At 43.4% G+C, this 24,495-nt stretch carries 26 protein-coding genes; 1 reads left to right on the plus strand and 25 read right to left on the minus strand.

Translation table 11 applies throughout. The features are described from left to right. Nucleotides 1–208: 208 nt before the first annotated feature. The 15 genes from recO to rpsU form a co-directional block, all read right to left on the minus strand. Nucleotides 209–976 carry a DNA repair protein RecO gene (recO, locus tag KXZ66_RS13285; protein WP_049141200.1) on the minus strand — a complete coding sequence of 256 codons (768 nt, stop codon included), beginning with the start codon at nucleotides 974–976 and terminating at the stop codon, nucleotides 209–211. A 36-nt stretch (nucleotides 977–1,012) separates the two neighbouring features. Further along, nucleotides 1,013–1,156 carry a YqzL family protein gene (locus KXZ66_RS13290; protein WP_003230053.1) on the minus strand — a complete coding sequence of 48 codons (144 nt, stop codon included), beginning with the start codon at nucleotides 1,154–1,156 and terminating at the stop codon, nucleotides 1,013–1,015. Nucleotides 1,157–1,303: 147 nt separating this feature from the next. After that, the gene (gene era, locus KXZ66_RS13295; protein ID WP_003230051.1) at nucleotides 1,304–2,209 is read right to left on the minus strand and encodes a GTPase Era; all 906 of its coding nucleotides are present in this window, start codon (nucleotides 2,207–2,209) and stop codon (nucleotides 1,304–1,306) included. Beyond that, entirely contained in the window at nucleotides 2,190–2,600 is a 411-nt protein-coding gene (locus KXZ66_RS13300; RefSeq protein WP_003230049.1) for a cytidine deaminase, read from the minus strand. The genes era and KXZ66_RS13300 overlap by 20 nt, the downstream gene beginning before the upstream one ends. A 118-nt stretch (nucleotides 2,601–2,718) precedes the next feature. Further along, nucleotides 2,719–3,090, minus strand: coding sequence for a diacylglycerol kinase family protein (locus KXZ66_RS13305; protein ID WP_015384119.1), 372 nt, complete (start codon nucleotides 3,088–3,090; stop codon nucleotides 2,719–2,721). Next, nucleotides 3,071–3,544 carry an rRNA maturation RNase YbeY gene (ybeY, locus tag KXZ66_RS13310; RefSeq protein WP_003230039.1) on the minus strand — a complete coding sequence of 158 codons (474 nt, stop codon included), beginning with the start codon at nucleotides 3,542–3,544 and terminating at the stop codon, nucleotides 3,071–3,073. Before ybeY ends, KXZ66_RS13305 begins: the two co-directional genes overlap by 20 nt. Further along, nucleotides 3,545–5,680: a cyclic-di-AMP phosphodiesterase PgpH gene (gene pgpH / locus KXZ66_RS13315; RefSeq protein ID WP_072175800.1), complete on the minus strand. Its 2,136-nt coding sequence runs from the start codon at nucleotides 5,678–5,680 to the stop codon at nucleotides 3,545–3,547. A 78-nt stretch (nucleotides 5,681–5,758) separates the two neighbouring features. Continuing rightward, nucleotides 5,759–6,718, minus strand: coding sequence for a PhoH family protein (locus KXZ66_RS13320; protein WP_014477373.1), 960 nt, complete (start codon nucleotides 6,716–6,718; stop codon nucleotides 5,759–5,761). Further along, entirely contained in the window at nucleotides 6,715–7,911 is a 1,197-nt protein-coding gene (yqfD, locus tag KXZ66_RS13325; protein ID WP_003230033.1) for a sporulation protein YqfD, read from the minus strand. The genes KXZ66_RS13320 and yqfD overlap by 4 nt, the downstream gene beginning before the upstream one ends. An 18-nt stretch (nucleotides 7,912–7,929) precedes the next feature. After that, nucleotides 7,930–8,211 carry a sporulation protein YqfC gene (gene yqfC / locus KXZ66_RS13330; RefSeq protein ID WP_003226191.1) on the minus strand — a complete coding sequence of 94 codons (282 nt, stop codon included), beginning with the start codon at nucleotides 8,209–8,211 and terminating at the stop codon, nucleotides 7,930–7,932. 56 nt (nucleotides 8,212–8,267) lie between these two features. Further along, nucleotides 8,268–8,687, minus strand: coding sequence for a hypothetical protein (locus KXZ66_RS13335; protein ID WP_024573276.1), 420 nt, complete (start codon nucleotides 8,685–8,687; stop codon nucleotides 8,268–8,270). 24 nt (nucleotides 8,688–8,711) lie between these two features. Continuing rightward, a complete protein-coding gene (floA, locus tag KXZ66_RS13340; RefSeq protein ID WP_003230026.1) occupies nucleotides 8,712–9,707 on the minus strand; it encodes a flotillin-like protein FloA in 996 nt (331 codons plus the stop codon). Nucleotides 9,708–9,728: 21 nt separating this feature from the next. Further along, on the minus strand, nucleotides 9,729–11,042 hold the full coding sequence (locus tag KXZ66_RS13345) for an NfeD family protein (protein ID WP_038829709.1): 1,314 nt from the start codon (nucleotides 11,040–11,042) through the stop codon (nucleotides 9,729–9,731). A gap of 130 nt (nucleotides 11,043–11,172) precedes the next feature. Continuing rightward, nucleotides 11,173–11,619 (minus strand): GatB/YqeY domain-containing protein, encoded by a 447-nt coding sequence (locus KXZ66_RS13350; protein ID WP_003230022.1) that lies wholly within the window; start codon nucleotides 11,617–11,619, stop codon nucleotides 11,173–11,175. Between the two features lie 14 nt (nucleotides 11,620–11,633). Beyond that, entirely contained in the window at nucleotides 11,634–11,807 is a 174-nt protein-coding gene (gene rpsU, locus KXZ66_RS13355) for a 30S ribosomal protein S21 (protein ID WP_003152957.1), read from the minus strand. 172 nt (nucleotides 11,808–11,979) lie between these two features. On the opposite strand from rpsU, the gene KXZ66_RS13360 reads away from it, so the two are divergent. Continuing rightward, the gene (locus tag KXZ66_RS13360) at nucleotides 11,980–12,903 is read left to right on the plus strand and encodes a Na/Pi symporter (protein WP_014480301.1); all 924 of its coding nucleotides are present in this window, start codon (nucleotides 11,980–11,982) and stop codon (nucleotides 12,901–12,903) included. Nucleotides 12,904–12,938: 35 nt separating this feature from the next. On the opposite strand, the gene mtaB is transcribed toward KXZ66_RS13360, so the two are convergent. From mtaB to KXZ66_RS13410, 10 genes are all read right to left on the minus strand, one after another. After that, the gene (mtaB, locus tag KXZ66_RS13365; protein ID WP_003230017.1) at nucleotides 12,939–14,294 is read right to left on the minus strand and encodes a tRNA (N(6)-L-threonylcarbamoyladenosine(37)-C(2))-methylthiotransferase MtaB; all 1,356 of its coding nucleotides are present in this window, start codon (nucleotides 14,292–14,294) and stop codon (nucleotides 12,939–12,941) included. Continuing rightward, nucleotides 14,294–15,064 carry a 16S rRNA (uracil(1498)-N(3))-methyltransferase gene (locus KXZ66_RS13370; protein WP_038829708.1) on the minus strand — a complete coding sequence of 257 codons (771 nt, stop codon included), beginning with the start codon at nucleotides 15,062–15,064 and terminating at the stop codon, nucleotides 14,294–14,296. The genes mtaB and KXZ66_RS13370 overlap by 1 nt, the downstream gene beginning before the upstream one ends. Before the next feature lie 22 nt (nucleotides 15,065–15,086). Further along, nucleotides 15,087–16,022, minus strand: a complete 936-nt coding sequence (prmA, locus tag KXZ66_RS13375; RefSeq protein WP_032726187.1) for a 50S ribosomal protein L11 methyltransferase — start codon at nucleotides 16,020–16,022, stop codon at nucleotides 15,087–15,089. A gap of 24 nt (nucleotides 16,023–16,046) precedes the next feature. Further along, nucleotides 16,047–17,174, minus strand: a complete 1,128-nt coding sequence (gene dnaJ / locus KXZ66_RS13380; RefSeq protein WP_041850026.1) for a molecular chaperone DnaJ — start codon at nucleotides 17,172–17,174, stop codon at nucleotides 16,047–16,049. A gap of 199 nt (nucleotides 17,175–17,373) precedes the next feature. After that, entirely contained in the window at nucleotides 17,374–19,209 is a 1,836-nt protein-coding gene (dnaK, locus tag KXZ66_RS13385) for a molecular chaperone DnaK (protein ID WP_014477380.1), read from the minus strand. Nucleotides 19,210–19,232: 23 nt separating this feature from the next. After that, a complete protein-coding gene (gene grpE, locus KXZ66_RS13390) occupies nucleotides 19,233–19,796 on the minus strand; it encodes a nucleotide exchange factor GrpE (protein ID WP_003230005.1) in 564 nt (187 codons plus the stop codon). 71 nt (nucleotides 19,797–19,867) lie between these two features. Continuing rightward, nucleotides 19,868–20,899 carry a heat-inducible transcriptional repressor HrcA gene (gene hrcA / locus KXZ66_RS13395; protein ID WP_003246126.1) on the minus strand — a complete coding sequence of 344 codons (1,032 nt, stop codon included), beginning with the start codon at nucleotides 20,897–20,899 and terminating at the stop codon, nucleotides 19,868–19,870. An 80-nt stretch (nucleotides 20,900–20,979) separates the two neighbouring features. Beyond that, on the minus strand, nucleotides 20,980–22,119 hold the full coding sequence (hemW, locus tag KXZ66_RS13400) for a radical SAM family heme chaperone HemW (protein ID WP_021480059.1): 1,140 nt from the start codon (nucleotides 22,117–22,119) through the stop codon (nucleotides 20,980–20,982). Between the two features lie 52 nt (nucleotides 22,120–22,171). Beyond that, nucleotides 22,172–24,010, minus strand: a complete 1,839-nt coding sequence (gene lepA / locus KXZ66_RS13405; RefSeq protein ID WP_003229999.1) for a translation elongation factor 4 — start codon at nucleotides 24,008–24,010, stop codon at nucleotides 22,172–22,174. A 133-nt stretch (nucleotides 24,011–24,143) separates the two neighbouring features. Continuing rightward, nucleotides 24,144–24,482, minus strand: a complete 339-nt coding sequence (locus tag KXZ66_RS13410; RefSeq protein ID WP_077671452.1) for a YqxA family protein — start codon at nucleotides 24,480–24,482, stop codon at nucleotides 24,144–24,146. Nucleotides 24,483–24,495: the final 13 nt, after the last annotated feature.

The following is a 24,495-nucleotide window of genomic DNA, read 5'->3' on the forward strand; positions in this document are numbered from 1 at the left end:
ACGAGAGTTCTCCCGCGGTTCCACCCTAGTTGCTGAGAACAAAATCCCAGCCTCTTTTTTTAAAATTGCTCAAGAATGCCTTTCGTTGCGTGCTCATCCTTAGCTTACACCGCCCTAAGGTCGCTTTCATGAGGTAAACGCAAGTACTTCTTTCTCTCACTGCAACATATTTTATAATAAATGATCATATAAAAAGATGGACCAAATGTCAACTTTTGTTTTCACCCATAAGATGTTTCATGCTTTCCATTTGATCTAAAAAGCGCTTTGATTTTAAATACAATCCCGAATATTCTTCGTAATATAAATCAATCACTTGCTTTAATTCAGCTTTTGTTTCCTCTTTTAAGGACACATTGCCGAGCCTCGACAGATCAAAATAGTAAAAGAGTCTTAACAGCCTTGCCGTTTGCGGTTTAATCGGTATCCTGTAAGGATCTTTTTCAAAACAGCGGTGGCATATAAAACCATTATCACGAACAGAGAAATGAAAGGTTCCGTCTTGGCTTTTACAATGAACACAATGATTTAGCTCAGGATACAGGCCCATGACACCGAGCATCTTCATTTGAACAATGAAGGTGATAACATCCGGATCTGTTCCTTCATTCAGCTGTTTTAATGATTCTAATATGAATTCAAATAAATAAGGATTTGGCTTTTTTTCTTCTGTGCCTCTGTCGACTAACTCAGCAATATAGGCAGCATATGCTGTTAAAAACAAATCTTCCCTGATGCCTCTCATGCTGAGGATCATTTCCCCCTGCTGAAGCGTTCCGAGGCCCGATGTTTTTTGCATTAAGAAAGCACCATACAAAAAGGGCTGGCTGACTGCTGATAAACGGCTGTTCGGTTTTTTGGCGCCTCGTGCCATAACACCTATTTTTCCGTGTTCTCTTGTCAGTAATGTTACGATTTTATTCGTCTCTCCGTAATCATTTGTGCGAAGAACGATTCCTTCACATTTTGTCAGCATTTCCGCACCTTCCTCAAGCAGGAGCGGCCAAGAGGTTTATAAAATTGGATAATCAAATCGGGCTAGCTCATCTTCTAGTTCTTCGGGTCTTTCCATGTTCTCTTTTTCCAGTTCTTTAAAAAGAAGATACGTATCAACATTTCCTGTTTGAGAAAATACGTTCCAGGTAAAATTCAACACAAGAAACCCACCTTTCTGTAGTTAAACTAGCTTACCTAAACTCCAAATTCTTACCTTTATCTTGACCAGATGTCCTCCATTTCATGTTAAACAAAATTTGCTAATGTATCCCTGTTCCTGTGAGATAATGACACACACGGGAAGAGATTAATATTCGTCCTCTTTAAAGCCAAAATCGCGAAGCTGGGACATTTTATTACGCCAGTCCTTCTGCACTTTCACCCACAATTCAAGGTAGACACGGGAGCCCAAAAGTGCTTCAATATCCGCTCTCGCTCTTTTTCCAACCTCTTTTAGAAGGCTTCCTTTTTTACCGATCACGATGCCTTTCTGAGAATCCCGCTCGACCACAATCGTTGCCGCTACGTGCACAGAACCGTTGTCCTGCCCTTTGATGGATTCGATGGCCACCGCAATGCTGTGCGGGATTTCTTCTCTCGTCAAATGCAGCACCTTTTCCCTGATTAATTCAGAAATGATAAATCGCTCAGGGTGGTCAGTTACCTGGTCACTCGGATAGAATTGCGGCCCTTCCGGCAAATACGCTTCAATCTGAGCGAGCAAGGTTTCGATGTTATTTCCTTCTAAAGCAGAAATCGGAACAATTTCCTTAAAAGGATAACGTTTGCGGTATTCGTCAATTAGCAGAAGCAATTGGTCGGGATGAATTTTATCGATTTTGTTTACGATTAAGAATACAGGCGTAGACATCGTCTGCAATTTCTCAATGATGAATTCGTCGCCCTTCCCGTAGCCTTCCTCAGCATTGATCATAAACAAGATCAAATCGACTTCTTTTAATGTATTTTGCGCCACTTTCATCATAAAGTCCCCAAGCTTATGCTTAGGTTTATGAATCCCTGGTGTGTCAATAAAAATTGTTTGTGATGTGCCTGTCGTCAGTACTCCTTGCACCTTGTTTCTCGTCGTTTGGGGCTTATCGCTCATGATCGCGATTTTTTGTCCAATGACTCTGTTCAAAAATGTAGATTTTCCTACGTTTGGTCTTCCAATAATGGATACAAATCCTGATTTAAAGCTTTCGTTCGTCATGTAAATCCTCCGATGAAAATGCGCCTGGCAATAATTCTTCCACAGTCATTTCTTTTATTTGTCCTTGTAAATTAGTCAGTACGACAATAACGTCTTTTGTGCAAAGCTCAGAAATCACCTGGCGGCAGGCTCCGCACGGAGATACCGGTCCAGGGGTGTCAGCCGCAACGGCCAGCATCTGAAACTCTGTATCCCCTTCAGAAACAGCTTTAAATAAAGCGGTACGCTCGGCGCAATTGCACATGCTGTATGCCGCGTTCTCAATGTTGCAGCCTCTGTACACTTTTCCATCCTTGGTAAGAAGAGCGGCTCCTACTTGGAATTTGGAATACGGCGCATATGCCATATCACGCGCTTTTAAAGCTTCTGTTATTAATTCTTGTCTGTTCATGTGTACATTCCTCTCTTACCTATAATGGTACCGCTATCACTTTATATTTTACATAATCGCGCGCTTTTTTTCACGCCCATTTCTAAAAATGTAAAATAAATGTAAGAATTTTCAGCCATTACAGCTTTGGCAAAAAAATAAGTAAACCAATGATACACGAAATCACGGCAAAAACGCAAACAGCCCCGGCGGCAGCGTCCTTGGCCGCTTTAGCAAGAGGGTGATGTTTGTCAGTTATTAAATCAACCGTATGTTCAATGGCTGTATTTAAAAGCTCAAGCGAAAACATACCGCCTATCAAAAGGAATATAATCATCCACTCAATCATGCTGAGCTCTACAAGGAAGCCGCAAATGAGAACAGCGCAGGCGGCTGCGGCATGAAATTGGAAATTCCGCTCCGTCCGCGCTGTTTCCCAGATGCCCCGGCCTGCATGCACGAAGCTTTTGAAGAACCGCTTCAGCTCATTTCTATGATCTTTTGAGTCCATAAGCGTCCAGCAATTCCTTTTGCTTAGTAAACATCTCCTCTTCTTCCTCTTTCGTCATATGGTCATATCCTAAAAGGTGCAGAAATCCGTGTACAGCTAGAAATCCGAGCTCTCTTTTAAAAGAATGATTATACTCCTCTGCCTGCTCTCTTGTGCGATCGGCACTGATGATAATATCGCCTAAAACCGGAGGCATTTCGGCGCCCACGATTTCGATCTCGCCTTCTCCCTCTTCTTCAAGAGCAAATGAGATGACATCTGTCGGAGCATCCTTTCCCCGGTATTCTTTGTTAATCTGATGTATGTCATCATTGGAAACAATCGTGACAGAAACTTCAGCCTGATCCTGAACGCCTTCACGCTCAGCGGCAAATTGAAGCAGATTTTCTACTTCTTTGAGCATCTCTTCTGAGACGCTTCCCGTTTCATCAACGATATCAATCAGTAAACTCATCTATTTCACCTTCTTAGTAGCCTCCGGATATTCAATCCGGGAGTGGAAAATTCCTTTTAATGTTGCACAGAGCGTTTTTGCGATTGTATCCAGCTCTTTAAATGTCAAATCGCATTCACTGAACTGTCCGTCCTGAAGCTTATCGGATATAATACCCCGGACAAGCTTTTCAATTCGTTCAGGATTTGGATTGTGCATGGATCTGACGGCCGCTTCAACACTGTCGGCCACTGATATAATTGCGGCTTCCTTTGACTGCGGCTTCGGCCCCGGATAACGGAACTCTTCCTCTGTAATCTGGTCGCCTTTTTCCTTCGCTTTATAGTAAAAAAACTTTAAAAGCGAGGTTCCATGATGCTGCTCAGCAATATCGACAAGCTCTTTCGGAAATTTATAGCTTCTCAGCATATTCGCACCGTCTGTCGTATGCGAGATAATAATATTTTTACTCAACTGAGGTGACAGCTTGTCATGCGGATTGTCAATATTCATTTGGTTTTCAATAAAATATTGCGGGCGCTTTGTTTTTCCGAGATCGTGATAATATGCGCCGACTCTTGCAAGCAAACCATTAGCCCCAACCGCTTCACAGGCTGCCTCTGATAAATTGGCAACCATTACACTGTGATGATATGTACCTGGTGTTTCTGTCAGTATTTTGCGCAAAAGCGGATGGTTAGGATTAGACAGCTCAAGCAGCCTCATTGTGGATAAAATGCCAAAGCCCGTCTCAAAAAACGGCATCAAGCCGATGATCAGTACAGACGAAGCAAATCCTGATACAACCCCCATCAGCATTAATGTTCCGATTTCAAGACTCGACAGTGCAGTGTTTTGGATCAATAATAAAGAAAGAACGACAACCATATTGATAAACGCTACGAAAAGCCCGGTCTGCAAAATCTTTGATCTGGCATTGTGCTTTCCTAAAAATAATACACCTGAAATGCCGCTGATCAAATAATAAATCCCTATGACATAATTGAATGTTCCTGTCACACCCTGATTAAACATCATACTTCCGCAAATCGCAAGAATGATACTTCCCAAAATGGCAATGCGTTCATTCATCAGCAGTTTGATTAAGATGGCGCCGGCCGCAATGGGGACCAGATAGCCGATATTATTATACTCCATCTTCTGAAACAAACTGACAACCTCCATGATCACAAGCAAAAGTGTTGTGATAATCGAGAATAACAGAATGGATTGATTTTTAAACTTCAGATTTTGTTTCTGTTTTTCAAAATAATATACAAGTGTTGCAATGAAAAGTCCGATCATAATCAATAGCCCGCTGATCGGTTTAAAGAGATTTGAGTTATTTAATAACCCGGTCAGCTCAAGTTTCCTGTACACTTCCCGATCAATGAGGTCATTTTCTTCCACGAGCACTTGCCCCTGTTTGATTTGAACCTGCTGGACATTATCTGAGGCTTCCTGCCGTTTTGCCTCTGTTGCTTTCGGATCGAAGACGTAATTCGGAATAATAGCAAAACGTCCGATTTCTGTCGCGGCTCCCAAGTATTTAGACGGAATAGAATTGCTCTTTAGCTCTTTTTCTACCTTATCCTTTGCATCAGATAGTTTATCCGAAGGGATTTCACTGCTCATCACCGTATTTACTGCGGTAATGACCGTATCTCTGACAAAAGAAAAGTCTTCACTGTCTGCTTTCAGCAATGTCTTGATGGAATCCTCCGATATAGAATCATTCACATCTGATGTCAATTTGTCCTTTACAGATTTGACCATTGATTTTTCCGATGGTGATTTACTGCCTTCTTCCGATGATTTTTTCACTTCACTAATACTGTCGAATATTGATGACACAAGGTCAATCCGATTGTCTGTATATTCTTTTTTTAATGTATATTGATCTTCAACCGCGTCCTCAGCGGCTTGCTTTTTTTCCTCTGTGGCTTTTTGATCTTCTACGGTTGCCGGAGCGTAAATGGTCTTGTCGCTGACTGAAAACAGGTCTAAATCAAGTGTTTCCGGCTTAACATGTACAAAGAGCAAAGCAAACATAATGGCAGCCAGCAGAAGATACAGCAGTACATGCATGGAGCGCGCATTTTTAAAACTGCTCCATTTTTTTGAGCTGCTTTTGGTCTTAGCCTTCTTTTTCAACACAAGAACCTCCTCTTGAAACATCAAGCCCACAAGCAATCATAAAAATGACCCGATAACGCGCGATCGGGTCATTCAGCATTAATTTTGCTTATCGTATGCTTCAATAATTTTCGCAACAAGCGGATGTCTGACCACGTCTGTCTGGTCCAGCTCAATCATAGAAATGCCGTCTATTCCTTTTAGCATCTCCTTCGCTACTGCAAGTCCCGATTTGACGCCTTTCGGCAGATCAATTTGGCTAACGTCACCTGTAATGATCATTTTAGAGCCAAAACCCAGTCTCGTCAAAAACATTTTCATTTGAGCAGGCGTGGTATTCTGTGCTTCATCAAGTATAACATAAGCATCATCGAGCGTCCGTCCCCTCATATATGCGAGCGGAGCAATTTCAATGATGCCTCTTTCCATCAGACGTTCTGTATGATCTGCCCCAAGCACATCATGAAGAGCGTCATACAGCGGGCGCAAATAAGGATCTACTTTTTCTTTTAGGTCACCTGGGAGAAAACCAAGGCTTTCACCGGCTTCCACGGCAGGTCTTGTTAAAATGATTTTTTTGATATGTCCGTTTTTTAAAGCATGGACTGCTTTTACGACAGCCAGGTACGTTTTCCCGGTTCCCGCCGGACCAATGCCGAATACAAGGTCATTCCGCTTCATAGCGGCCACGTATTCCCGCTGTCCCATTGTTTTTACACGGATTGATTTGCCTTTTGCGTTTTTTGTAATTTCTTCTTCATACATGCTTTCAAAGTATTCAAGTTCATTCTTCTTTGCCATTTTGATGGCGTAAATCACATCACGTTCAGAGATCTCTATCCCCTTGCGAATTAAAGCGAGGAGCGATCCCAGCAGCCTGTCTGCAATCTGAAACGATTCATCATCGCCTGAAACATAAATCGTCTCGCCGCGCGTAATGATATTTACATTCAGATCTTTCTCCATCAATTTCAAAAAAGAATCTTGGTTCCCGAAGAGTGAAAGCGCCTCGTCCGGGTTTTTCAGTTTTTGATTCATCGCAAGTAAATGTTCTGTCATTCTTCAGTCTCCCTGACAATAGGTGTGGTTTGAACGATATCTTCTATAACTTGGTAGAGAATAATCAACTTTACTTTACCATTCTCAACAGTCTGGTGCAAAACTTTTTCACTTTTCACCTCGCCGTTTTCGCCTATTTTATCCTCTACATCCTGTTTACCCAATTTAATGCCTTCTTGAACTGCTTCTTCTTTCGTATATTTTCGCAAAGCCTCTTCACTTTCTCTCGTTTGCTCTTTGACATAGGATACAGGGAGCTTAAACCCGAGAAAATGAAGCGAATGCTTTTCTTGTTCTGTTTTTGGATGCTTCAATTCCTCTTTTTTAAACGTCATCCCCCAGATCGGGATTGCCAAAGAACCAAAAGAAAGCTTGTGCTTTGTCCTTACTTTGCCCGTATAGACGTTAAATAATGTTTCAAGCGGGACTGTCACTTCTGATCTATACCAGGTTTCTCCGTAAATTTCTGCTTTTGAGGCGACTTCCTGCTGATGGTCTTCGCTGCCGATCAGTCCCGAAACAAGCAGCTGCCCCTTTTCAACATGATCGTGTATGGCGGCCATGGGCTGTCCTTTTTGCACAAACATTCTCGTAATGGTTGCTTTCTTTTTGGCGACAATATTGCGCGGGCTAACATACTTTTCTTTTTCGGGCTCATTTTTCTCCACAACTTTCATGTGAATGGTCGTCCCCTTCAGATCAACTCCGACCCAAGTAATATTGTCTATTCCATTGGTTAATGATTTCTGTATTTTTTCGGGCGACATCATTAAAAACTGCAGACGGCCCTTTTTGACGCCGATTTCATTAAGATGCTGCCTCATTTGATGTTCTGTTTCAGGCTTAGCGCCTGTCACATCAATTTTCCACACCATATTGGACAGCAAAAACAAAAGGATGAAAAAAATCGCAAAACCGATCGTAAACCCTATATTCAGCTTTGATTTCAGCAACAGGAAGGGAAATCCCTTCCGATTGATAAATCGGGCTTTACATTTAAATTTACTTCTCACCCGCCGAAAGGCATGTACATCCTGAAGCTGTATATATAACGATACGGCTTCTTTCTTTTTTTTGACATGAAAGACCGGAATCCCCTGTCTTGTGCATTCATTAAGGAGCCGCTCAATCCCTCTTCCCGTCAATTCAAGCTGGACCTTACCCGAAAAAAAAGACAGCCATTTATTTTTCACAACATTTCCCCCTCGGCTTTATGACTCAACATATCGAACGACATCAATCGTACCCTCCAAAAGTATCTCTTCCGGAAGAATCGCCTTGATGACAAAATTTTTACCAGATATGATGCACTGGCCCTGCTTCAGCATCAGCCTCACTTCATTCTCACTGAAAAGCAAAAGGCCTCTGTGGTTTTCTATGTAGATATGAAGTCTGCCAACCATTGTAATCCTCGGCAGATCCATCATAACGTCCGGGGGAATTTCCAATGCTCTTGTCAGCCAAGCTTTCATACGATTCTTTCTTTGCCCCATACAAAAAGAACCCCCTTTCATCTCATATGTATGATTTGAAAGGAGGTTCTAACACTTTAATTTTTACGGGCCGAGCGCATCGTGCGGTGAGGTTTTTTCGCCCGTGGAGGCCCGAACACCTCTCCTAGAACGATCCCCTGTACGACGGTGTCTTTATTCACCTGAAGCATTTTTTGTTTTGTGTATACTGTTTTTTGTTTGGCAGCAGCAAGATCTCGTTCCAGCCCTTTCAGGTTTCTTGCTGTTTCCCTGCGTCTTTCTTCCGCTTCCCGTCTTGCCTGTTCCATACGGTTAGGGATAGGTGCAGGGGCATCTTCTTTTGACTGCTTCTTTTGAGGAGAAGCAGATTGCACGTGTTGAGGTTTTTTTCTTTTTTGGCTGTTTTGCTTTTCTTCTTTGCTCTTTTTGCCGAAAATCGCAGAAATGATTCCGATGATCGCTGCAATAATAAGCGGATTGGTCAGTAAATCTTCCATCAGCGTTCTCCCTTCTTAGAGAGATTATGATTTGCGGTCTTCATCCGAAGGGTCTTTCGTCAGCTTGCCGAATGAATCACGCATTTCTGTGTCAGCATCGATGTTCTTGATATTCATGTAATCCATGACGCCAATATTCCCTTCACGCAAAGCTTCTGCCATCGCAAGCGGCACTTCCGCCTCGGCTTCTACCACTTTCGCGCGCATTTCTTCTACGCGGGCACGCATTTCCTGTTCTTGAGCGACAGCCATCGCACGTCGTTCTTCCGCTTTTGCCTGCGCGATATTTTTATCAGCCTCGGCCTGATCGGTTTGTAAAATTGCACCGATGTTTTTGCCGATATCTACATCTGCAATATCAATTGAGAGAATTTCAAACGCAGTTCCTGAGTCCAATCCTTTTCCAAGGACTGTCTGAGAAATCATGTCAGGGTTTTCAAGCACTTTTTTATGATTATCAGATGAACCGATTGTAGAAACGATCCCCTCACCTACACGAGCTACAATGGTTTCTTCCCCTGCTCCCCCGACGAGGCGCTCGATATTCGCTCTTACTGTGATTCTTGCTTTCGCTTTGACTTCAATCCCGTCCATTGCGACACCTGCAATGAACGGTGTTTCAATCACCTTAGGATTAACGCTCATTTGAACAGCTTCCAACACGTCCCGGCCTGCAAGATCAATGGCAGCACAGCGCTCGAATGTGAGTTCAATGTTAGCTCGCTGAGCGGCGATAAGCGCGTTGACGACTCTGTCAACATTACCTCCAGCCAGATAGTGGCTTTCAAGCTGGTTTGTTCCAACATTAAGTCCCGCTTTATGCGCTTTAATCAGCGGGTTAACAACCCGATTCGGAATGACGCGGCGAAGCCTCATCCCAACTAGAGTGAAAATGCTGATTTTCACTCCGGCTGCCAAAGCTGAAATCCAAAGCATTACAGGCACAAATGTAAAAAATACTGCCAAAACAATGATCGCTACTGCGACAATTGCCAGAATCATAAGTGTTGACGGATCCATATAACTTCTCCTCGTTTCTATTTAAATTTCTCTCACGACAATGCGTGAGCCTTCTACTTTAATCACTTTTACTTTTTTATCTTTTTCTGTAAACGATCCCTCCGAAACAACGTCAAGGCGTTCATCATCAATAATTACGGTACCGGAAGGACGCAGCGGTGTAAAGGTTATACCCACTTTTCCCATTAAGTCCGTTCGCGTTTGATTTGAAACGTAGCCGCTCTCCGTATTTGTAGAATCATTTAATATCAATTTCTTAAAGAATTTCATACGTTTTCCCAACACCCTTGTCAGTAAAATAAACGCTGTAATCGAAACAGCTGAGGCGATCAAGAGAGAAACCGCCATGACAGTGAAGCTCCCCGCAGCTAAAAACAGGCTCGCAATAATCGCTCCCAAGCCCAGTAATCCAATGATTCCTCCGGGAAGAAAAATCTCAAGCAGAATGAGAATCACCCCTGCTATAAAGAGGAGAACCGTCTCATACCCGGCAAGACCGGCTGCAAGATGCCCGTAAAAGAACAGCAATAACGCAATGAGTCCAGCCGTTCCAGGGAGGCCGACACCCGGGGAAAAAAGCTCCACCGTCAGACCTAAAAAAGCGATTGTCAGCAGAATAGGGACAATGACCGGATTCGTCAGCCATCTTGCTGTCTTTTCCGCAAAGCTCTCCTTTGCGTAGCTGATCTGCGCCTTTTCGAGCCCAAGCTTCTTTACGAGCGTGGACAAATTGTCAGCAGTGCCTTCTGAATAGCCTACCTCAATTGCCTTGTCTGCGTTAAGTGTCAACAGATCTCCCTTAGGCGCGCCGACTTCCTTGGCATCTATATCCGGGTCAGCCATTGCGAGCGCATATTTTGGATCGCGGTTATTTTTCACTGCGGCATCTTCCATCTCTGCCAGCCAAAGTGATTGAGCTTTTTGGTCAGCGGCATTGCCTTGGCCATCAACAATCGCGGCGGCTCCCATTTTTCCGCCAGGCGCCATATAAATGTGATCTGCTTGAAGTGCAATATATGCACCAGCAGACAACGCGCGTTTGTTGACATATGCAGTTACGGGGATCTCGCTATCGGTTATCAAATCGGCCATATCAATAGCAGATTTGACCAATCCCCCCGGGGTATTGATATCAAGAATAATATGGTCTGCATGTGCATCCTTTGCGTCTTGTAACGAACGGGACAAAAACGAGACGAGACCCTGTTCGACATTTTTTTCAACCGGAATCACATAAACAGTTTGTTTTTCTGCTTTAGCGTTCAGCTGTACGCCTAATAAAGAAAGCAAAAATATACCCAAAAGAGCAGCACGGAATCCTTTGATTTGAAGCAAGGGCGGTGTATCCCTCCTTCCTTTTATAATAAGTGCCTTCTCTTCATACGTAACAAATGTATCAAAGGTTTCATTTTTTTATGTATAAAAAAAGACATCTCTCTTAGAAAGATGTCCTTTTCTTTGCCATTTAAGACAGTTGACTGCTCACAAGCTTATTAATTAAACTTCCGTCAGCTTTACCTTTTACTTTAGGCATAATTGCCCCCATCACTTTGCCCATGTCCGCTTTTGAGCTCGCACCGACCTCCGCGATGGTTTCATTTACGATTGTACGCAGCTCTTCTTCTGACAGCTGCTCAGGTAAATAAACTTCTAAAATGTCCAGCTCTTTTTGAACTTTATCTACTAAATCTAAACGATTAGCGTTTGAAAATTCCTGGAGGGAGTCTTTACGTTGCTTAAGTTCACGAGAAAGGACAGTGAGTTCCTCATCCTCGGTCAAACTGTCTTTCTTAAGCTTAATTGCTTCATTTTGAAGTGAAGCCTTAACCATTCGAACGACAGTCAGTTTGTCTTTCTCACGGTTTTTCATATACAGCTTCATATCCTGGTTGAGACGCTCAAGAAGACTCATAAATCCACCCTCTTTTAGAATTTGCGTTTTCTAGCAGCTTCAGACTTTTTCTTGCGCTTTACGCTAGGTTTTTCATAAAATTCACGCTTTCTTGCTTCTTGCAAAGTACCTGTCTTTGATACACTGCGTTTGAAGCGACGAAGAGCATCTTCAAGCGATTCGTTTTTTCTAACGACCGTTTTTGACATTCTCTTTCCCTCCCTCCGAATACACCAATCGACTACCTTTAAGTTACACATATAAACATGTACTTTGACATTATAATATAAGCCATCAGTCAGGTCAACTAAGTGAGTTCACTTTTCCGTCATGAGTGCGACTGCCTGTCTATATAATGATAGAAAGGGGTTGGTGAATAGGATGTTAATTCTGATTAGCTTTACTGCTCTTATATTATTCTTTCTCACAGGCATGAACATGCTTCGAAAAGGCTTAATTTCTATGGCGTACTCAAAAATTGAAGATCGTTTGCTTTTATTTACAGACCATCCATTAAAAGCGTTTCTTATCAGCATTGTATTTACGGGGATACTTCAGAGCAGTTCAGCCTTTATGGTCATTGTCATCGGCTTTGTTAGTGCGGGTGTGCTTTCTTTTAAGCGGACGATACCGATGATTCTCGGAACAAACGTTGGGTCTACCTTTACAACTGAATTTATTGCTATCAAAATGGATATTTTGATTTGGGTTCTTTTAATAGGAGGTTTATTGTTTTTTCTGACTGGCAGGTATCCTTTGAAACAGCTGGGAACAAGCTTCCTCGGACTGGGCATCATCTTCTTTTGCATCAGCGGATTCAGCCACCTTGCCGGGCCGCTGACGAAGCTGAAAACGGGAGCCGACGTTCTATACCATGTTAACGATTCAAACTGGTCCGCTTTGCTCATCGGCATGGTGTTAACTGCCATCATTCACTCCAGTTCTGTCTGTATCGGCATTTTGATGAGTTTTATGAATGAAGGGATTATCGGACTGACACAGGCGATGAGCGTCGTACTCGGATCCAATATCGGGACATGCATTACAGCTGTCATGGCTGCTGTATCCGGTGGATATGCGGCGAAACAGACAGCGTATGCGCATGTGGTATTTAACGTGCTAGGGGTGGCTCTAGTATTGCCTTTTCTGACCGCAGCGACCGGCTTTGTAGAGCAGTTATCACCCGATCCTGCCCAAAGGATTGCTCATTTCAGCCTTTTATTTAATGTAGTAACAGCTCTTTTATTTCTTCCGCTTACAAACTTGTTTTACCGCTTGATTCACCTTCTTATCCCGGCTAAATAAAAAACCGGTACATTTTAATGCACCGATTTTTTAGGTTAAGAAGACAAACGCATGTGTTCAGTTATTTCATCCTCAACCACACGGACAAACTGTCCTTCGTTGTAAGGATAACCTGCTTTTAGGATTTTGACTTTTACGATTTTGCCGATCATATCTTCCGTACCTTTGAAAACAACCTTCATATAATTGTCTGTGTAACCGACAAACATATTTTCTTCTTCTGTTTCCTTAAACGCTTCCTCAGGGATAATCTCAAGCACTTCATTTTCATACTGAGAAGCGTATTCTTTTGCAAGCTGGTCAGAAAGAGCAATCAGGCGGTGCACACGTTCGTTTTTCACGTTTTCATCCACTTGGTCTTCCATTCGCGCAGCTGGTGTTCCTGTACGTTTACTGTAAGGGAAAACATGCAGTTCAGAGAATTTATGTTCTTTAATAAAGTTATAGGTTTCCATAAATTCTTCTTCTGTTTCTCCAGGGAATCCGACGATGACATCAGAAGTAACAGCTAAGCCTGGCAGTGCTTTTTTCAATTTATTTAAACGGTCTGCAAAGAATTCCATTGTATATTTGCGTCTCATTCGTTTAAGCACTGTGTTTGATCCGGATTGGATAGGAATATGCAAATGATTCACTATCTTATCTGAGCGGTCTAAGACCTCGATCACTTCGTCAGTGATTTGGCTGGCTTCGATTGAAGAAATTCTGATCCGTTTCACGCCTTCCACACGGGTGTCTAATTCGCTCAAAAGCTTCGCGAAGTTGTAATCTTTCATATCTTCGCCATAGCCGCCTGTATGAATACCCGTAAGAACAATTTCCTTATATCCGGCATCAACAAGCTGCTGCGCTTGTTTAATGACTTCTTCAGGATCGCGGGAGCGGAGCAGGCCGCGCGCCCACGGAATGATACAGAATGTGCAGAAATTATTGCAGCCCTCCTGTATTTTTAATGACGCTCTTGTGCGATCCGTGAAAGCAGGCACATCAAGCTCTTCATATACTCTTGCTTTCATGATGTTGCTGACGCCATTAATCGGCTGGCGTTCTTCTCGGTATTGGTCAATGTAGCCAAGCATTTTTTCACGGTCCTGTGTTCCAACTACAATGTCGACACCGGGGATCGCCATAATCTCAGCAGGTGAGGTTTGCGCGTAGCAGCCTGTGACACAGATGACACCGTCAGGATTTTGACGAATGGCGCGTCTGATCACTTGGCGGCTTTTTTTATCTCCCGTATTTGTAACCGTACATGTATTAATGACATATACATCAGCTGTTTGTTCAAAGTCTCTTCTTTCATAGCCCGCTTCTTTGAAAAGCTGCCAGATTGCTTCTGTTTCATAATGGTTGACTTTACAGCCAAGCGTATGGAAAGCAACAGTTGCCATTACTGATCACCTCTTAATAACTCTGTTTGATAAGAAATCGCGCTCAACGCGTATAGCGGAGCGGTTTCTGTCCTTAAAATTCTCGGTCCAAGGCCGCACGTCACACCGTCTTGCTTTGTGAGCCGTTCAACCTCCGCTTCTGTTAAACCGCCTTCTGGACCAAATACGATCAATAGAGATGATCCTTTCGGAAGGCTGCTTACAATCGCGCTGAATGCGCTTATTTCCCCTTGCTTCGATGACTCCTCGTATGCAACGACACATTTATCGAAATCCTGCATCCTTTGAAGAAGCTGCTGAAAAGAATGGACATCCATCACTCGCGGCACTTCGTTACGGTACGATTGCTCAGCCGCTTCCTTTGCAATTTTCGTCCATCTTTCCCGCTTTTTCTTTGCCTTTTTGTCATCCAGCTTGACAACAGAACGCGCGGCTTGGAAAGGAATAAAGGCATGAGCTCCGAGCTCAGTCCCCTTTTGGATAATCCATTCAAGCTTATCTCCTTTCGGAAGGCCGCTCGCAATATAGACCTTTATCGGAAGCTCTCTGTTTTCATTCGTCCATTCTATCACAAGGCAGGACACTTTATCTTTGGAAACAGATTGAAGTTCACATTTTGCCTCGAAGCCGTCTTGAGAGCAGCAGATAATCTGATCTCCCTCATTCATTCTCATCACGTTCACAATATGATGAACATCTTCGCCGGTAATCGAAAAAGCCGGCGCTTCCTCTATTTGCTGCTTCGTGAGCTCGATAAAATATCGTTGCATACGCTGTGACACCTACTAACTGTTATTTTTTCGCAATAATGCTGACCCAATCTTCCATTGAAAGGATTTCTACAATGGTAAAGCCAGCTTGTTCCAGTGCTTCTTTTACTTCTTGTTTTTTATGCCCGATGATTCCTGACGTAATAAAGTGGCCGCCTTCTTTTAACAGGCTGTACGCTTGTGAAGTAAAGCGAAGAATGACTTCAGCCAAAATGTTGGCCACAATCACATCATGTTCCCCTTCAATCCCGTCTAACAAATTGTTTTGCTTCACTTGAGCAATATCGCTGACTTTGTTCAGCTTGAGATTAAGGCGTGCACTTTCTACAGCCACGGGATCAAGATCGTAGGCATGAACCGATTCAGCCTCAAGCATTGCAGCCGCAATACTTAAAATTCCTGAACCAGTGCCGACATCAATCACCTTATCACCCTTTTGCACAAAGCGTTCAAGCGCCTGAATGCAGAGTACGGTTGTCGGATGTGTCCCTGTGCCGAAAGCCATTCCCGGGTCCATTTCAATAATCAGTTCATCAGTATGGACCGGCGTATATTCCTCCCACGTCGGCACAATTGTAAACTTTTCAGAAATTTTCACAGGATGATAATACTTTTTCCAGGCAGTCGCCCACTCTTCTTCATTTACTTCAGAAATAGTGATCTGGTTTCTACCCAAATCAATATTGTAAAGAAGGAGATTATTAATCGTTTCTTTAATGCCGTCTACAGTTTCGCCCAGAAAACTGTTAACCGGCAGATATGCTTTGACAATGACACCCTCATCTGGGTAATCATTGGGGTCGAGCTGGTAGATTTCCCCGTACACATTCTCACGTTCTTTAATTAAATCAAGCGGGTCCTCTATCACAACCCCACTTGCACCAGCTTCATGCAATATATTTGAGATAGGTTCGACCGCTTCATGTGTTGTGTGAATGCTTAATTCGGACCATTTCAAAACTACCAACTCCTCATCCAATAATTAATCGCCTTTAAACGCGCGTTTTACCTTGTCAAAGAAACTCATTTCCTGTTCGTCAGGCAGGTTTCCGCTGACTTCGGCAAATTCGCGGATAATGTCTTTTTGTTTATCAGTCAGATTTGTCGGCGTAACGACGCGGACGACGATATGCTGGTCACCCTGTCCATAGCCTCTGACATTTTGAACGCCTTTGCCTCTTAATCTAAATTTCGTTCCTGTTTGTGTACCGGCCGGAATTTTCAATTTCACTTTTCCATGCAGCGTCGGCACTTCTACCTCATCTCCAAGAGCAGCCTGAGCAAACGTTAACGGCATTTCACAGTAAATATCATCGCCGTCACGCTCGAAGAACTCGTGTGCGCGTACATGGAACACGACAAATAAATCCCCGGCAGGGCCGCCGTTTATTCCTGATTCACCCTGTCCCGAGAGACGAAGCTGCTGCCCGTCATCTACACCGGCTGGAATTGTCACATTGATTTTCTTGCGTTTTTTGATTTTTCCTTTGCCGCCGCAGTCCGCACATTTGTTTTTAATGATTTTGCCTGTACCTTCACAGTGGTGGCAGACCCGTCTGTTAACGACTTTTCCAAACGGTGTATTTTGCTCTACGTTTAACTGGCCGGAGCCTCCGCAGTGGGAGCATGTTTCTGGATTTGTTCCAGGTTTCGCACCTGAGCCTTTACATGTCTCGCACGTTTCCTCGCGGGGAATTTCGATGGTTGTTTCTTTACCGAAAGCCGCATCCTCAAACGACAGGGTCATCGTATACTGTAAATCAGCACCCTGGCGCGGAGCATTTGGATCTCTCCGTCTTGTGCCTCCGCCGAAAATACTTGAGAAAATATCATCGAAACCAAAACCGCCGAAATCGCCGCCGCCAAAACCTCCGCCGCCGAAGCCTTGGTTAGGGTCAGTGTGACCAAATTGATCGTAATGCGCACGTTTTTGGTCATCTGACAGCGTTTCGTACGCTTCTTTTACCTCTTTAAATTTTTCATCTGATCCGGCTTCTTTGTTAATATCAGGATGATATTTTTTTGACAGCTTCCGATAAGCTTTTTTAATTTCATCCTTTGAAGCGCTCTTACTTACTCCCAGCACTTCATAGTAATCACGCTTACTCATCTCGCTTCACTCTCCCGAATTTCTCACATAAATTAGATTGTATCATTTTGAATTATGATTTTTCAATTCCTTTTATCCCGGGCAAGAAAAAAAGTCAAAGCCAAGAGATGCCTGACTTTGACTTTCTAATCATTGAATCAGATTATGAAATGTGTTCTTTTCGGTCAGCTCCGGAAGCGGGGCTGACACTAAAAAGAACTTATTTTTTGTTTTGGTCGTCGTTTACTTCTTCGTATTCAGCGTCGACAACGTTGTCATCCGCTTTGCCTTCAGCGTTTGCTCCGCCTTGAGCTTGCTGTGCTTTAGCAGCTTCTTCATAAAGCTTCATAGAAAGCTCTTGAACGATTGTTTGAAGCTCATCTTTTTTCGCTTTGATCTCTTCAAATTCGTTTTTCTCAATTGCTGCTTTTAAAGCGTCTTTGGCATCGTTGGCTTTTTTCACTTGTTCTTCATCCACTTTGCCTTCAAGATCTTTTAATGTTTTCTCAGTTTGGAAAACAAGCTGATCTGCTTCGTTGCGGACTTCGATTTCTTCTTTTTTCTTCGCATCAGCGTCAGCATTTTCTTCCGCTTCTTTAACCATGCGTTCGATCTCTTCATCTGAAAGACCTGAAGAAGATTTAATTGTAATGTTTTGTTCTTTCCCTGTGCCTAAGTCTTTTGCTCTTACGTTTACGATACCGTTTTTGTCAATATCGAAAGAAACTTCGATTTGAGGCACGCCGCGCGGTGCTGGCGGGATATCAGTAAGCTGGAAGCGGCCGAGTGTTTTGTTGTCGGCAGACATTGGGCGCTCACCTTGAAGAACATGGATATCAACAGCTGTTTGGTTATCAGCAGCAGTTGAGAACACTTGAGATTTGCTTGTCGGGATCGTCGTGTTGCGGTCGATCAGTTTTGTAAACACGCCGCCCATTGTTTCGATACCGAGAGAAAGCGGTGTAACGTCAAGAAGAACAACATCTTTTACGTCACCTGTGATAACGCCGCCCTGAATCGCAGCACCAAGCGCTACAACTTCATCCGGGTTTACGCCTTTATGCGCTTCTTTTCCAGTTTCTTTTTTGATTGCTTCTTGTACGGCAGGGATACGAGTTGATCCGCCGACAAGGATGACTTTGTCGATTTCGCTTGCAGAAAGTCCTGCATCTTGAAGCGCTTGACGGACAGGACCCATTGTGCGCTCTACTAAATGAGAAGAAAGCTCTTCGAATTTAGCGCGAGTTAATGTAAGTTCAAGGTGAAGCGGTCCTGCTTCTCCAGCTGTGATAAACGGTAAAGAAATTTGCGTAGAAGATACGCCGGAAAGATCTTTTTTCGCTTTTTCAGCTGCGTCTTTCAAACGCTGAAGCGCCATTTTGTCTTTTGATAAATCAATGCCGTTTTCTTTTTTGAATTCAGACACAAGATGATCGATGATAACTTGGTCAAAATCGTCCCCGCCCAGACGGTTGTCGCCGGCAGTTGAACGAACTTCGAATACACCGTCGCCAAGCTCAAGGATGGAAACGTCGAATGTACCGCCGCCAAGGTCGTATACTAGGATCGTTTGATCTTCATCTGTTTTATCAAGTCCGTATGCAAGCGCTGCTGCAGTTGGCTCGTTGATGATACGTTCTACTTCAAGACCTGCAATTTTACCAGCGTCTTTTGTTGCTTGACGCTCAGCATCGTTAAAGTATGCAGGAACTGTGATAACTGCTTTTGATACTGTTTCGCCAAGATAGCTTTCAGCGTATGATTTAAGGTGTTGAAGGATGATAGCAGACACTTCTTGTGGAGTGTAATCCTTTCCTTCAATTTCAACTTTATAATCAGTACCCATATGACGTTTGACTGACATAATTGTGTTAGGGTTTGTAATAGATTGGCGTTTAGCCACTTCCCCTACTTGACGTTCGCCGTTTTTAAACGCAACAACTGATGGCGTTGTGCGGTTTCCTTCAGCGTTAGCAATCACTTTAGGCTCGCCGCCTTCAAGCACTGCCACACATGAGTTTGTTGTTCCTAAGTCGATTCCGATAACTTTACTCACTTGAATAACCTCCTGCTATGTAATTATTGATTCACTTTGACCATGGAAGGGCGAATGACGCGATCCTTCAGCTTATAGCCTTTTTGCATTTCCTCAACAACAATGTTGGAGCCGTAGTTTTCGTCTTCAGCCTGCATAACAGCTTGGTGCAGATTAGGATCAAATTCCTGCCCTACAGCTTCGATGGCTTCGACGCCTTCTTTTTTCAAGGCTTCTACGAGCTGACGGTGGACCATTTCCATTCCCTGGAGCAAACTTTTCGTCTGTTCATTGTCGGCTTCAACCTGAAGCGCTCGTTCAAAGCTGTCAAGAGCCGGCAGCAAATCAGTCACGATATTTTGAGAACGGTATTTTTGGGACGCTTCCATCTCTAAACGGCTGCGTCGTTTATAGTTTTCAAAGTCTGCTTGAACACGCAAAAGTTTGTTTTCTTTTTCCTCAAGCAAACCTTGCAATTCGTTAATTTGGTTTTGAAGAAGTTCGCTTTCATTTGTTTCTTCCTGCTGTTCATCAGCGGCAGCTTGTTCTTCAATGATTTCTTGCTCTTCTGTTTCGTTTTGTTCAACGGTTTGTTTTTCTTCTGACATTGTGTTCACCTCCCTCAAAGTGTAAGGAGAAGGACAGGTGCTGCCCTTCGATAAAATTTGCCAAAATTCCCTTATTCATCATACAGACTTGTTAATGCTTTTGACAAGTCCGAAGTCACATGCTGAAGCAGGCTGACAACCCTGGAATAATTCATGCGGGTCGGGCCGATAATCGCAATTGAGCCGATCTGCTTCTGGTCTACGGAATAAGAAGCCGTAATCAGACTGCAATTTTCCATCTCTTCATAGTCGTTTTCTTTTCCGATTTTAATCGAAATTCCCGTGTGCGGGGATTGAACCAGCTTTAAAACATCCTGTTCTTTCTCAATTAATGAAAGGAGCGACCGAACTCGGGTGATATCATGGAACTCAGGCTGGTTCAGCATATTGATTTTCCCGCCAAAAAACAACTTTTCAACATGATTTGTGGAATGAAAGGTTGAACGAAGCGCGTCGAGTATATTGTCATAGTTCTTAATGTGCTGTCTTAGGTACATGACAACTTCCTTAAATATGCGCTCATTCAGTTCATCCATTGGAACGCCGCTTAAACGGTCATTCAGTATATTGACCAGTTTTTCAATATCAGACAGATCCATTTTGGTCGGAAAGTTAATCGTTTTGTTTTCCACATGCCCCGTATTGGTAACGAGAATCGCTACCGCCATATCAGGCTGAATCGGAATGATTTGAATCTGTTTAAGGTAATTCTCACTCAGCTTCGGCCCGAGTACGATGGATGTGTAATTCGTCAGATCGGACAAAATTTGCGCTGATTTTTGAACTGTCTTCTCCAGCTCGAAAATTTTCTCTTTGAAGATCGAGTGGATTTGGTCCAGGTCGCTTTTCGTCAGTTTGACGGGTGACAGCAAATGGTCAACATAGTACCGATACCCTTTTTCTGACGGAACACGTCCTGAGGATGAATGGGTTTTTTCAATAAAGCCCAATTCCTCCAAGTCAGCCATCTCGTTTCTTATTGTTGCAGAGCTAAATGTGATTTCATCTTTTTTCGAAAGAGTTCTTGATCCCACCGGCTGTGCCGATTTAATAAAATCGTTGATTATAACCTGAAGGATCAGCAGCTGACGATTTGTTAACATCATCATCACCTCTGTTAGCACTCTCAATAAGTGAGTGCTAATTCTATAACAAAAGTATCAAACCACAAGAAAAATGTCAATTATAACTCACCCAAAAAAGCGCCAAAAACTTCATTGCCTAATAATTTCCCTTGATGAGTCAAATAAACGGCAGACTCCGAATTGTGAATCAGCCCTTTTTCAGCGAGGTCTTTTAACACGCTTGGGAAAAGTTCATCTAGGGAACGGCCGTATTTTTCTGCGAATCGTTTTTTGCTGACACCGGCTGTTTTTCTCAAACCTAAAAACATTTCTTCCTCAATCTGTTCTTCTGTTGTCACTTCATGTGTATCTCTGTACGGAAAACCCTTTTCAGCTATCAGGTCAATGTAATGCTTAACAGGTCCGACGTTCACTGTTCGTGTGCCGCCAATATATCCGTGAGCGCCGGCTCCGAAACCGAAATATTGTTCGTTGCTCCAATACGTTAGATTGTGCTTAGATTCCATGCCTGCCTTAGCAAAGTTGCTGATTTCATATTGATGAATGCCGTGAGCTTCCATCTGGCTCATCACCATTTCATACATTTCAGCTTCCTGCTCCTGCGGCGGAAGATGAAGCCGCCCTTTTTGCATCAAATTATAAAATACCGTTTTCGGTTCTACAATAAGGGAGTAAACGGAATAATGCTCGGCGTCCAATGATAAAGCAGTGTTTATGGAATGTTCCAGATGCTTGAGGGTTTGCCCCGGAAGCCCGAACATTAGATCAAGACTGATATTCTCAAAACCAATTTCCCGCGCTCTTTCAAAAGAGGTGAATACATCTTTTTGCTTGTGCACTCGGCCGATTTTTTCTAACAGATCGTCTTCGAACGTTTGCACACCAAAGCTGAGGCGATTTACGCCTGCTTCTTTTAATATTTTTAATTTCTCTGCGGACAAGTCGTCCGGATTCGCTTCAACCGCAAATTCCGATAAGTTGCTTGAGGGCTTCAGCACGCGGTTGATCATGTCCATCAGCTTTTTAAGCTGTTCCTCAGACAGGGAGGTCGGCGTGCCTCCTCCGATAAAGATTGTTTTGAGATCAGGCTGCCCGGTTTTTGCTATTGTATTTATCATTTCCTGTTCGAGTGCGTTTAAATACTCGTCGACTGGCTGACTTTGAATAAAATATTTATTGAAATCGCAGTAGTGGCAAATATGCTCACAAAATGGGATATGGATATAAGCTGATTTCAAATGGATCACCTTCTTTACAGAAAGAAGCCGCAGTACAAGACTGCGGCGGCTTCTATTGTTTTTTCGGACTGTCGTCCATTTTCAGAACTGCCATAAATGCTTCTTGCGGCACTTCAACTGAGCCGACCTGCTTCATACGGCGTTTTCCTTCTTTTTGTTTTTCAAGAAGTTTCCGTTTACGCGAGATGTCCCCTCCGTAACATTTAGCCAATACGTTTTTACGCATTGCTTTTATGGTGGAGCGGGCCACGATTTTCTGGCCGATTGCGGCTTGTACCGGAACTTCAAACTGCTGGCGCGGAATGAGTTCTTTCAGTTTTTCAACGATCACTTTTCCGCGTTCATATGCGTAATCACGATGCACGATAAAGGAAAGGGCATCGATTTTTTCACCATTCAGCATAATGTCCATTTTCACAAGCTTGGACGGTTTGTAGCCGATCAGTTCATAATCAAAGGACGCATAGCCTTTAGTGCTTGATTTCAGCTGATCAAAAAACTCATATACGATTTCCGCTAATGGCATATCATAAATGATGCTGACACGGTTTGCGTCTAAATACTGCATATCAATAAAATTGCCGCGTTTTCCTTGGCAAAGCTCCATTACAGCGCCGACATAGTCATTCGGCACCATCATCGTCGCTTTTACGTATGGCTCCTCAACCCTTTCGATCTTTTGAGGATCCGGCATGTTGGATGGGTTGTCGACAACGACCTTTTCGCCGTCTGTCATATACACGTCATAGATAACGCTTGGCGCTGTTGTAATCAGGTCGATGTTGAACTCACGCTCAATTCGCTCCTGAATGATCTCCATGTGAAGCATGCCTAAAAATCCGCAGCGGAACCCGAATCCAAGCGCTTGCGAAGTTTCCGCTTCATATTGAAGGGAGGAATCATTCAGCTCAAGCTTTTCAAGAGCTTCCCTTAAATCATTATACTTCGCTGTATCAATCGGATACAAACCACAGTACACCATCGGGTTTAGCTTGCGGTATCCCGGCAGCGCTTCTTCTGCAGGATTGGCAGCGCTCGTTATTGTATCACCGACACGTGTGTCACCGACATTTTTGATTGAGGCAGTCAGGAAGCCTACATCACCGACCGTCAGTTCATTTGTCGGAGTTGCTTTCGGCGTGAACACGCCCACCTCTGTTACTTCGAATTCTTTGCCGGTTGCCATCATTTTGATTTTTTGTCCCGGCTTTACCGTTCCTTCAACGACTCTGATATAAGCCACGACACCGCGGTAGGCGTCATAAAGCGAGTCGAAGATCAGCGCTTTGAGCGGCGCCTCCGGATCTCCGGTCGGAGCTGGCACCTTTTCTACGATTTGTTCTAAAATCTCCTCAATCCCGATACCGGCTTTTGCTGAAGCAAGCACGGCTTCTGATGCGTCAAGGCCGATAACGTCTTCTACCTCTTGGCGCACACGTTCGGGCTCGGCGCTCGGAAGGTCGATTTTATTGATGACCGGAAGGATTTCAAGATCGTTGTCAAGCGCTAAGTAGACATTGGCGAGCGTCTGCGCTTCAATCCCCTGGGCTGCATCCACGACAAGAATCGCTCCCTCGCAGGCAGCAAGGCTTCGGGATACTTCATACGTGAAGTCGACGTGTCCCGGCGTATCGATTAGATGAAAGATATATTCTTCTCCGTCTTTTGCTTTATATTTAAGCTGAACAGAGTTTAATTTAATGGTTATGCCCCGCTCACGTTCAAGATCCATAGAATCGAGCAATTGTTCTTTCATTTCTCGTTGAGTGATTGCCGACGTTTTTTCTAAAATACGATCCGCTAAGGTCGATTTTCCGTGGTCAATATGGGCAATGATAGAGAAATTCCGTATTCTCGATTGCCTCTCTAAACGCTTTTCTTTATCTGTCACAATCTATCACTCCTACTATTAAACGCAAAATACACTAGCTTAGATTATATCAATAGGATTGTAAAGATTCAATGTAAAACAAGAAAGAGAAAAGTTCCCTATCATATCTGGGCTGCTTTTCTCTTTCACGTACTTATTGATTCATATCCCGTATCCATTCATACATTGACTGGGCAGTATTGGTTACGGTGTTCGAAAGTGCTTGTCCGGCTTTTGAAAACATATTGAATGTCTCCACCTTTTCCAGCTCTTTTTGTTTTTCTTCTAAATCTTTTGCCGTGACTGTTTCTCCTAGGATTGAGGCTTCTTTTTCATTATCTTTTCCGTCGGTGAGCGTAAACGCCCCCTTCAGTGAAGGGTCATGATAGCCTTTCATACTCAGCATCCCGTTGTTTGCCTGCTGCATGCCGAACAGAACGCCTATAAACATGATCGCGACAAGCAGTAAGCATTTTCCAAAGTATGCAATCAAATCAACCACCTAT

Origin of the sequence: Bacillus sp. LJBS17 (assembly GCF_019334685.1) — a bacterium.
GTDB classification, from domain to species: Bacteria; Bacillota; Bacilli; order Bacillales; family Bacillaceae; genus Bacillus; species Bacillus subtilis.

What these genes read in the sequence shown, in the direction of transcription:
- recO (WP_049141200.1), bottom strand. Translation starts at nt 976, where the DNA reads ATGCTGACAAAATGTGAAGGAATCGTTCTTCGCACAAATGATTACGGA.
- era (WP_003230051.1), bottom strand. Translation starts at nt 2,209, where the DNA reads ATGACGAACGAAAGCTTTAAATCAGGATTTGTATCCATTATTGGAAGA.
- KXZ66_RS13300 (WP_003230049.1), bottom strand. Translation starts at nt 2,600, where the DNA reads ATGAACAGACAAGAATTAATAACAGAAGCTTTAAAAGCGCGTGATATG.
- KXZ66_RS13305 (WP_015384119.1), bottom strand. Translation starts at nt 3,090, where the DNA reads ATGGACTCAAAAGATCATAGAAATGAGCTGAAGCGGTTCTTCAAAAGC.
- ybeY (WP_003230039.1), bottom strand. Translation starts at nt 3,544, where the DNA reads ATGAGTTTACTGATTGATATCGTTGATGAAACGGGAAGCGTCTCAGAA.
- KXZ66_RS13320 (WP_014477373.1), bottom strand. Translation starts at nt 6,718, where the DNA reads ATGACAGAACATTTACTTGCGATGAATCAAAAACTGAAAAACCCGGAC.
- yqfC (WP_003226191.1), bottom strand. Translation starts at nt 8,211, where the DNA reads ATGGGGCAAAGAAAGAATCGTATGAAAGCTTGGCTGACAAGAGCATTG.
- KXZ66_RS13335 (WP_024573276.1), bottom strand. Translation starts at nt 8,687, where the DNA reads ATGGAAGATTTACTGACCAATCCGCTTATTATTGCAGCGATCATCGGA.
- floA (WP_003230026.1), bottom strand. Translation starts at nt 9,707, where the DNA reads ATGGATCCGTCAACACTTATGATTCTGGCAATTGTCGCAGTAGCGATC.
- KXZ66_RS13350 (WP_003230022.1), bottom strand. Translation starts at nt 11,619, where the DNA reads ATGAGTCTTCTTGAGCGTCTCAACCAGGATATGAAGCTGTATATGAAA.
- rpsU (WP_003152957.1), bottom strand. Translation starts at nt 11,807, where the DNA reads ATGTCAAAAACGGTCGTTAGAAAAAACGAATCGCTTGAAGATGCTCTT.
- KXZ66_RS13360 (WP_014480301.1), top strand. Translation starts at nt 11,980, where the DNA reads ATGTTAATTCTGATTAGCTTTACTGCTCTTATATTATTCTTTCTCACA.
- mtaB (WP_003230017.1), bottom strand. Translation starts at nt 14,294, where the DNA reads ATGGCAACTGTTGCTTTCCATACGCTTGGCTGTAAAGTCAACCATTAT.
- KXZ66_RS13370 (WP_038829708.1), bottom strand. Translation starts at nt 15,064, where the DNA reads ATGCAACGATATTTTATCGAGCTCACGAAGCAGCAAATAGAGGAAGCG.
- dnaJ (WP_041850026.1), bottom strand. Translation starts at nt 17,174, where the DNA reads ATGAGTAAGCGTGATTACTATGAAGTGCTGGGAGTAAGTAAGAGCGCT.
- grpE (WP_003230005.1), bottom strand. Translation starts at nt 19,796, where the DNA reads ATGTCAGAAGAAAAACAAACCGTTGAACAAAACGAAACAGAAGAGCAA.
- hrcA (WP_003246126.1), bottom strand. Translation starts at nt 20,899, where the DNA reads ATGTTAACAAATCGTCAGCTGCTGATCCTTCAGGTTATAATCAACGAT.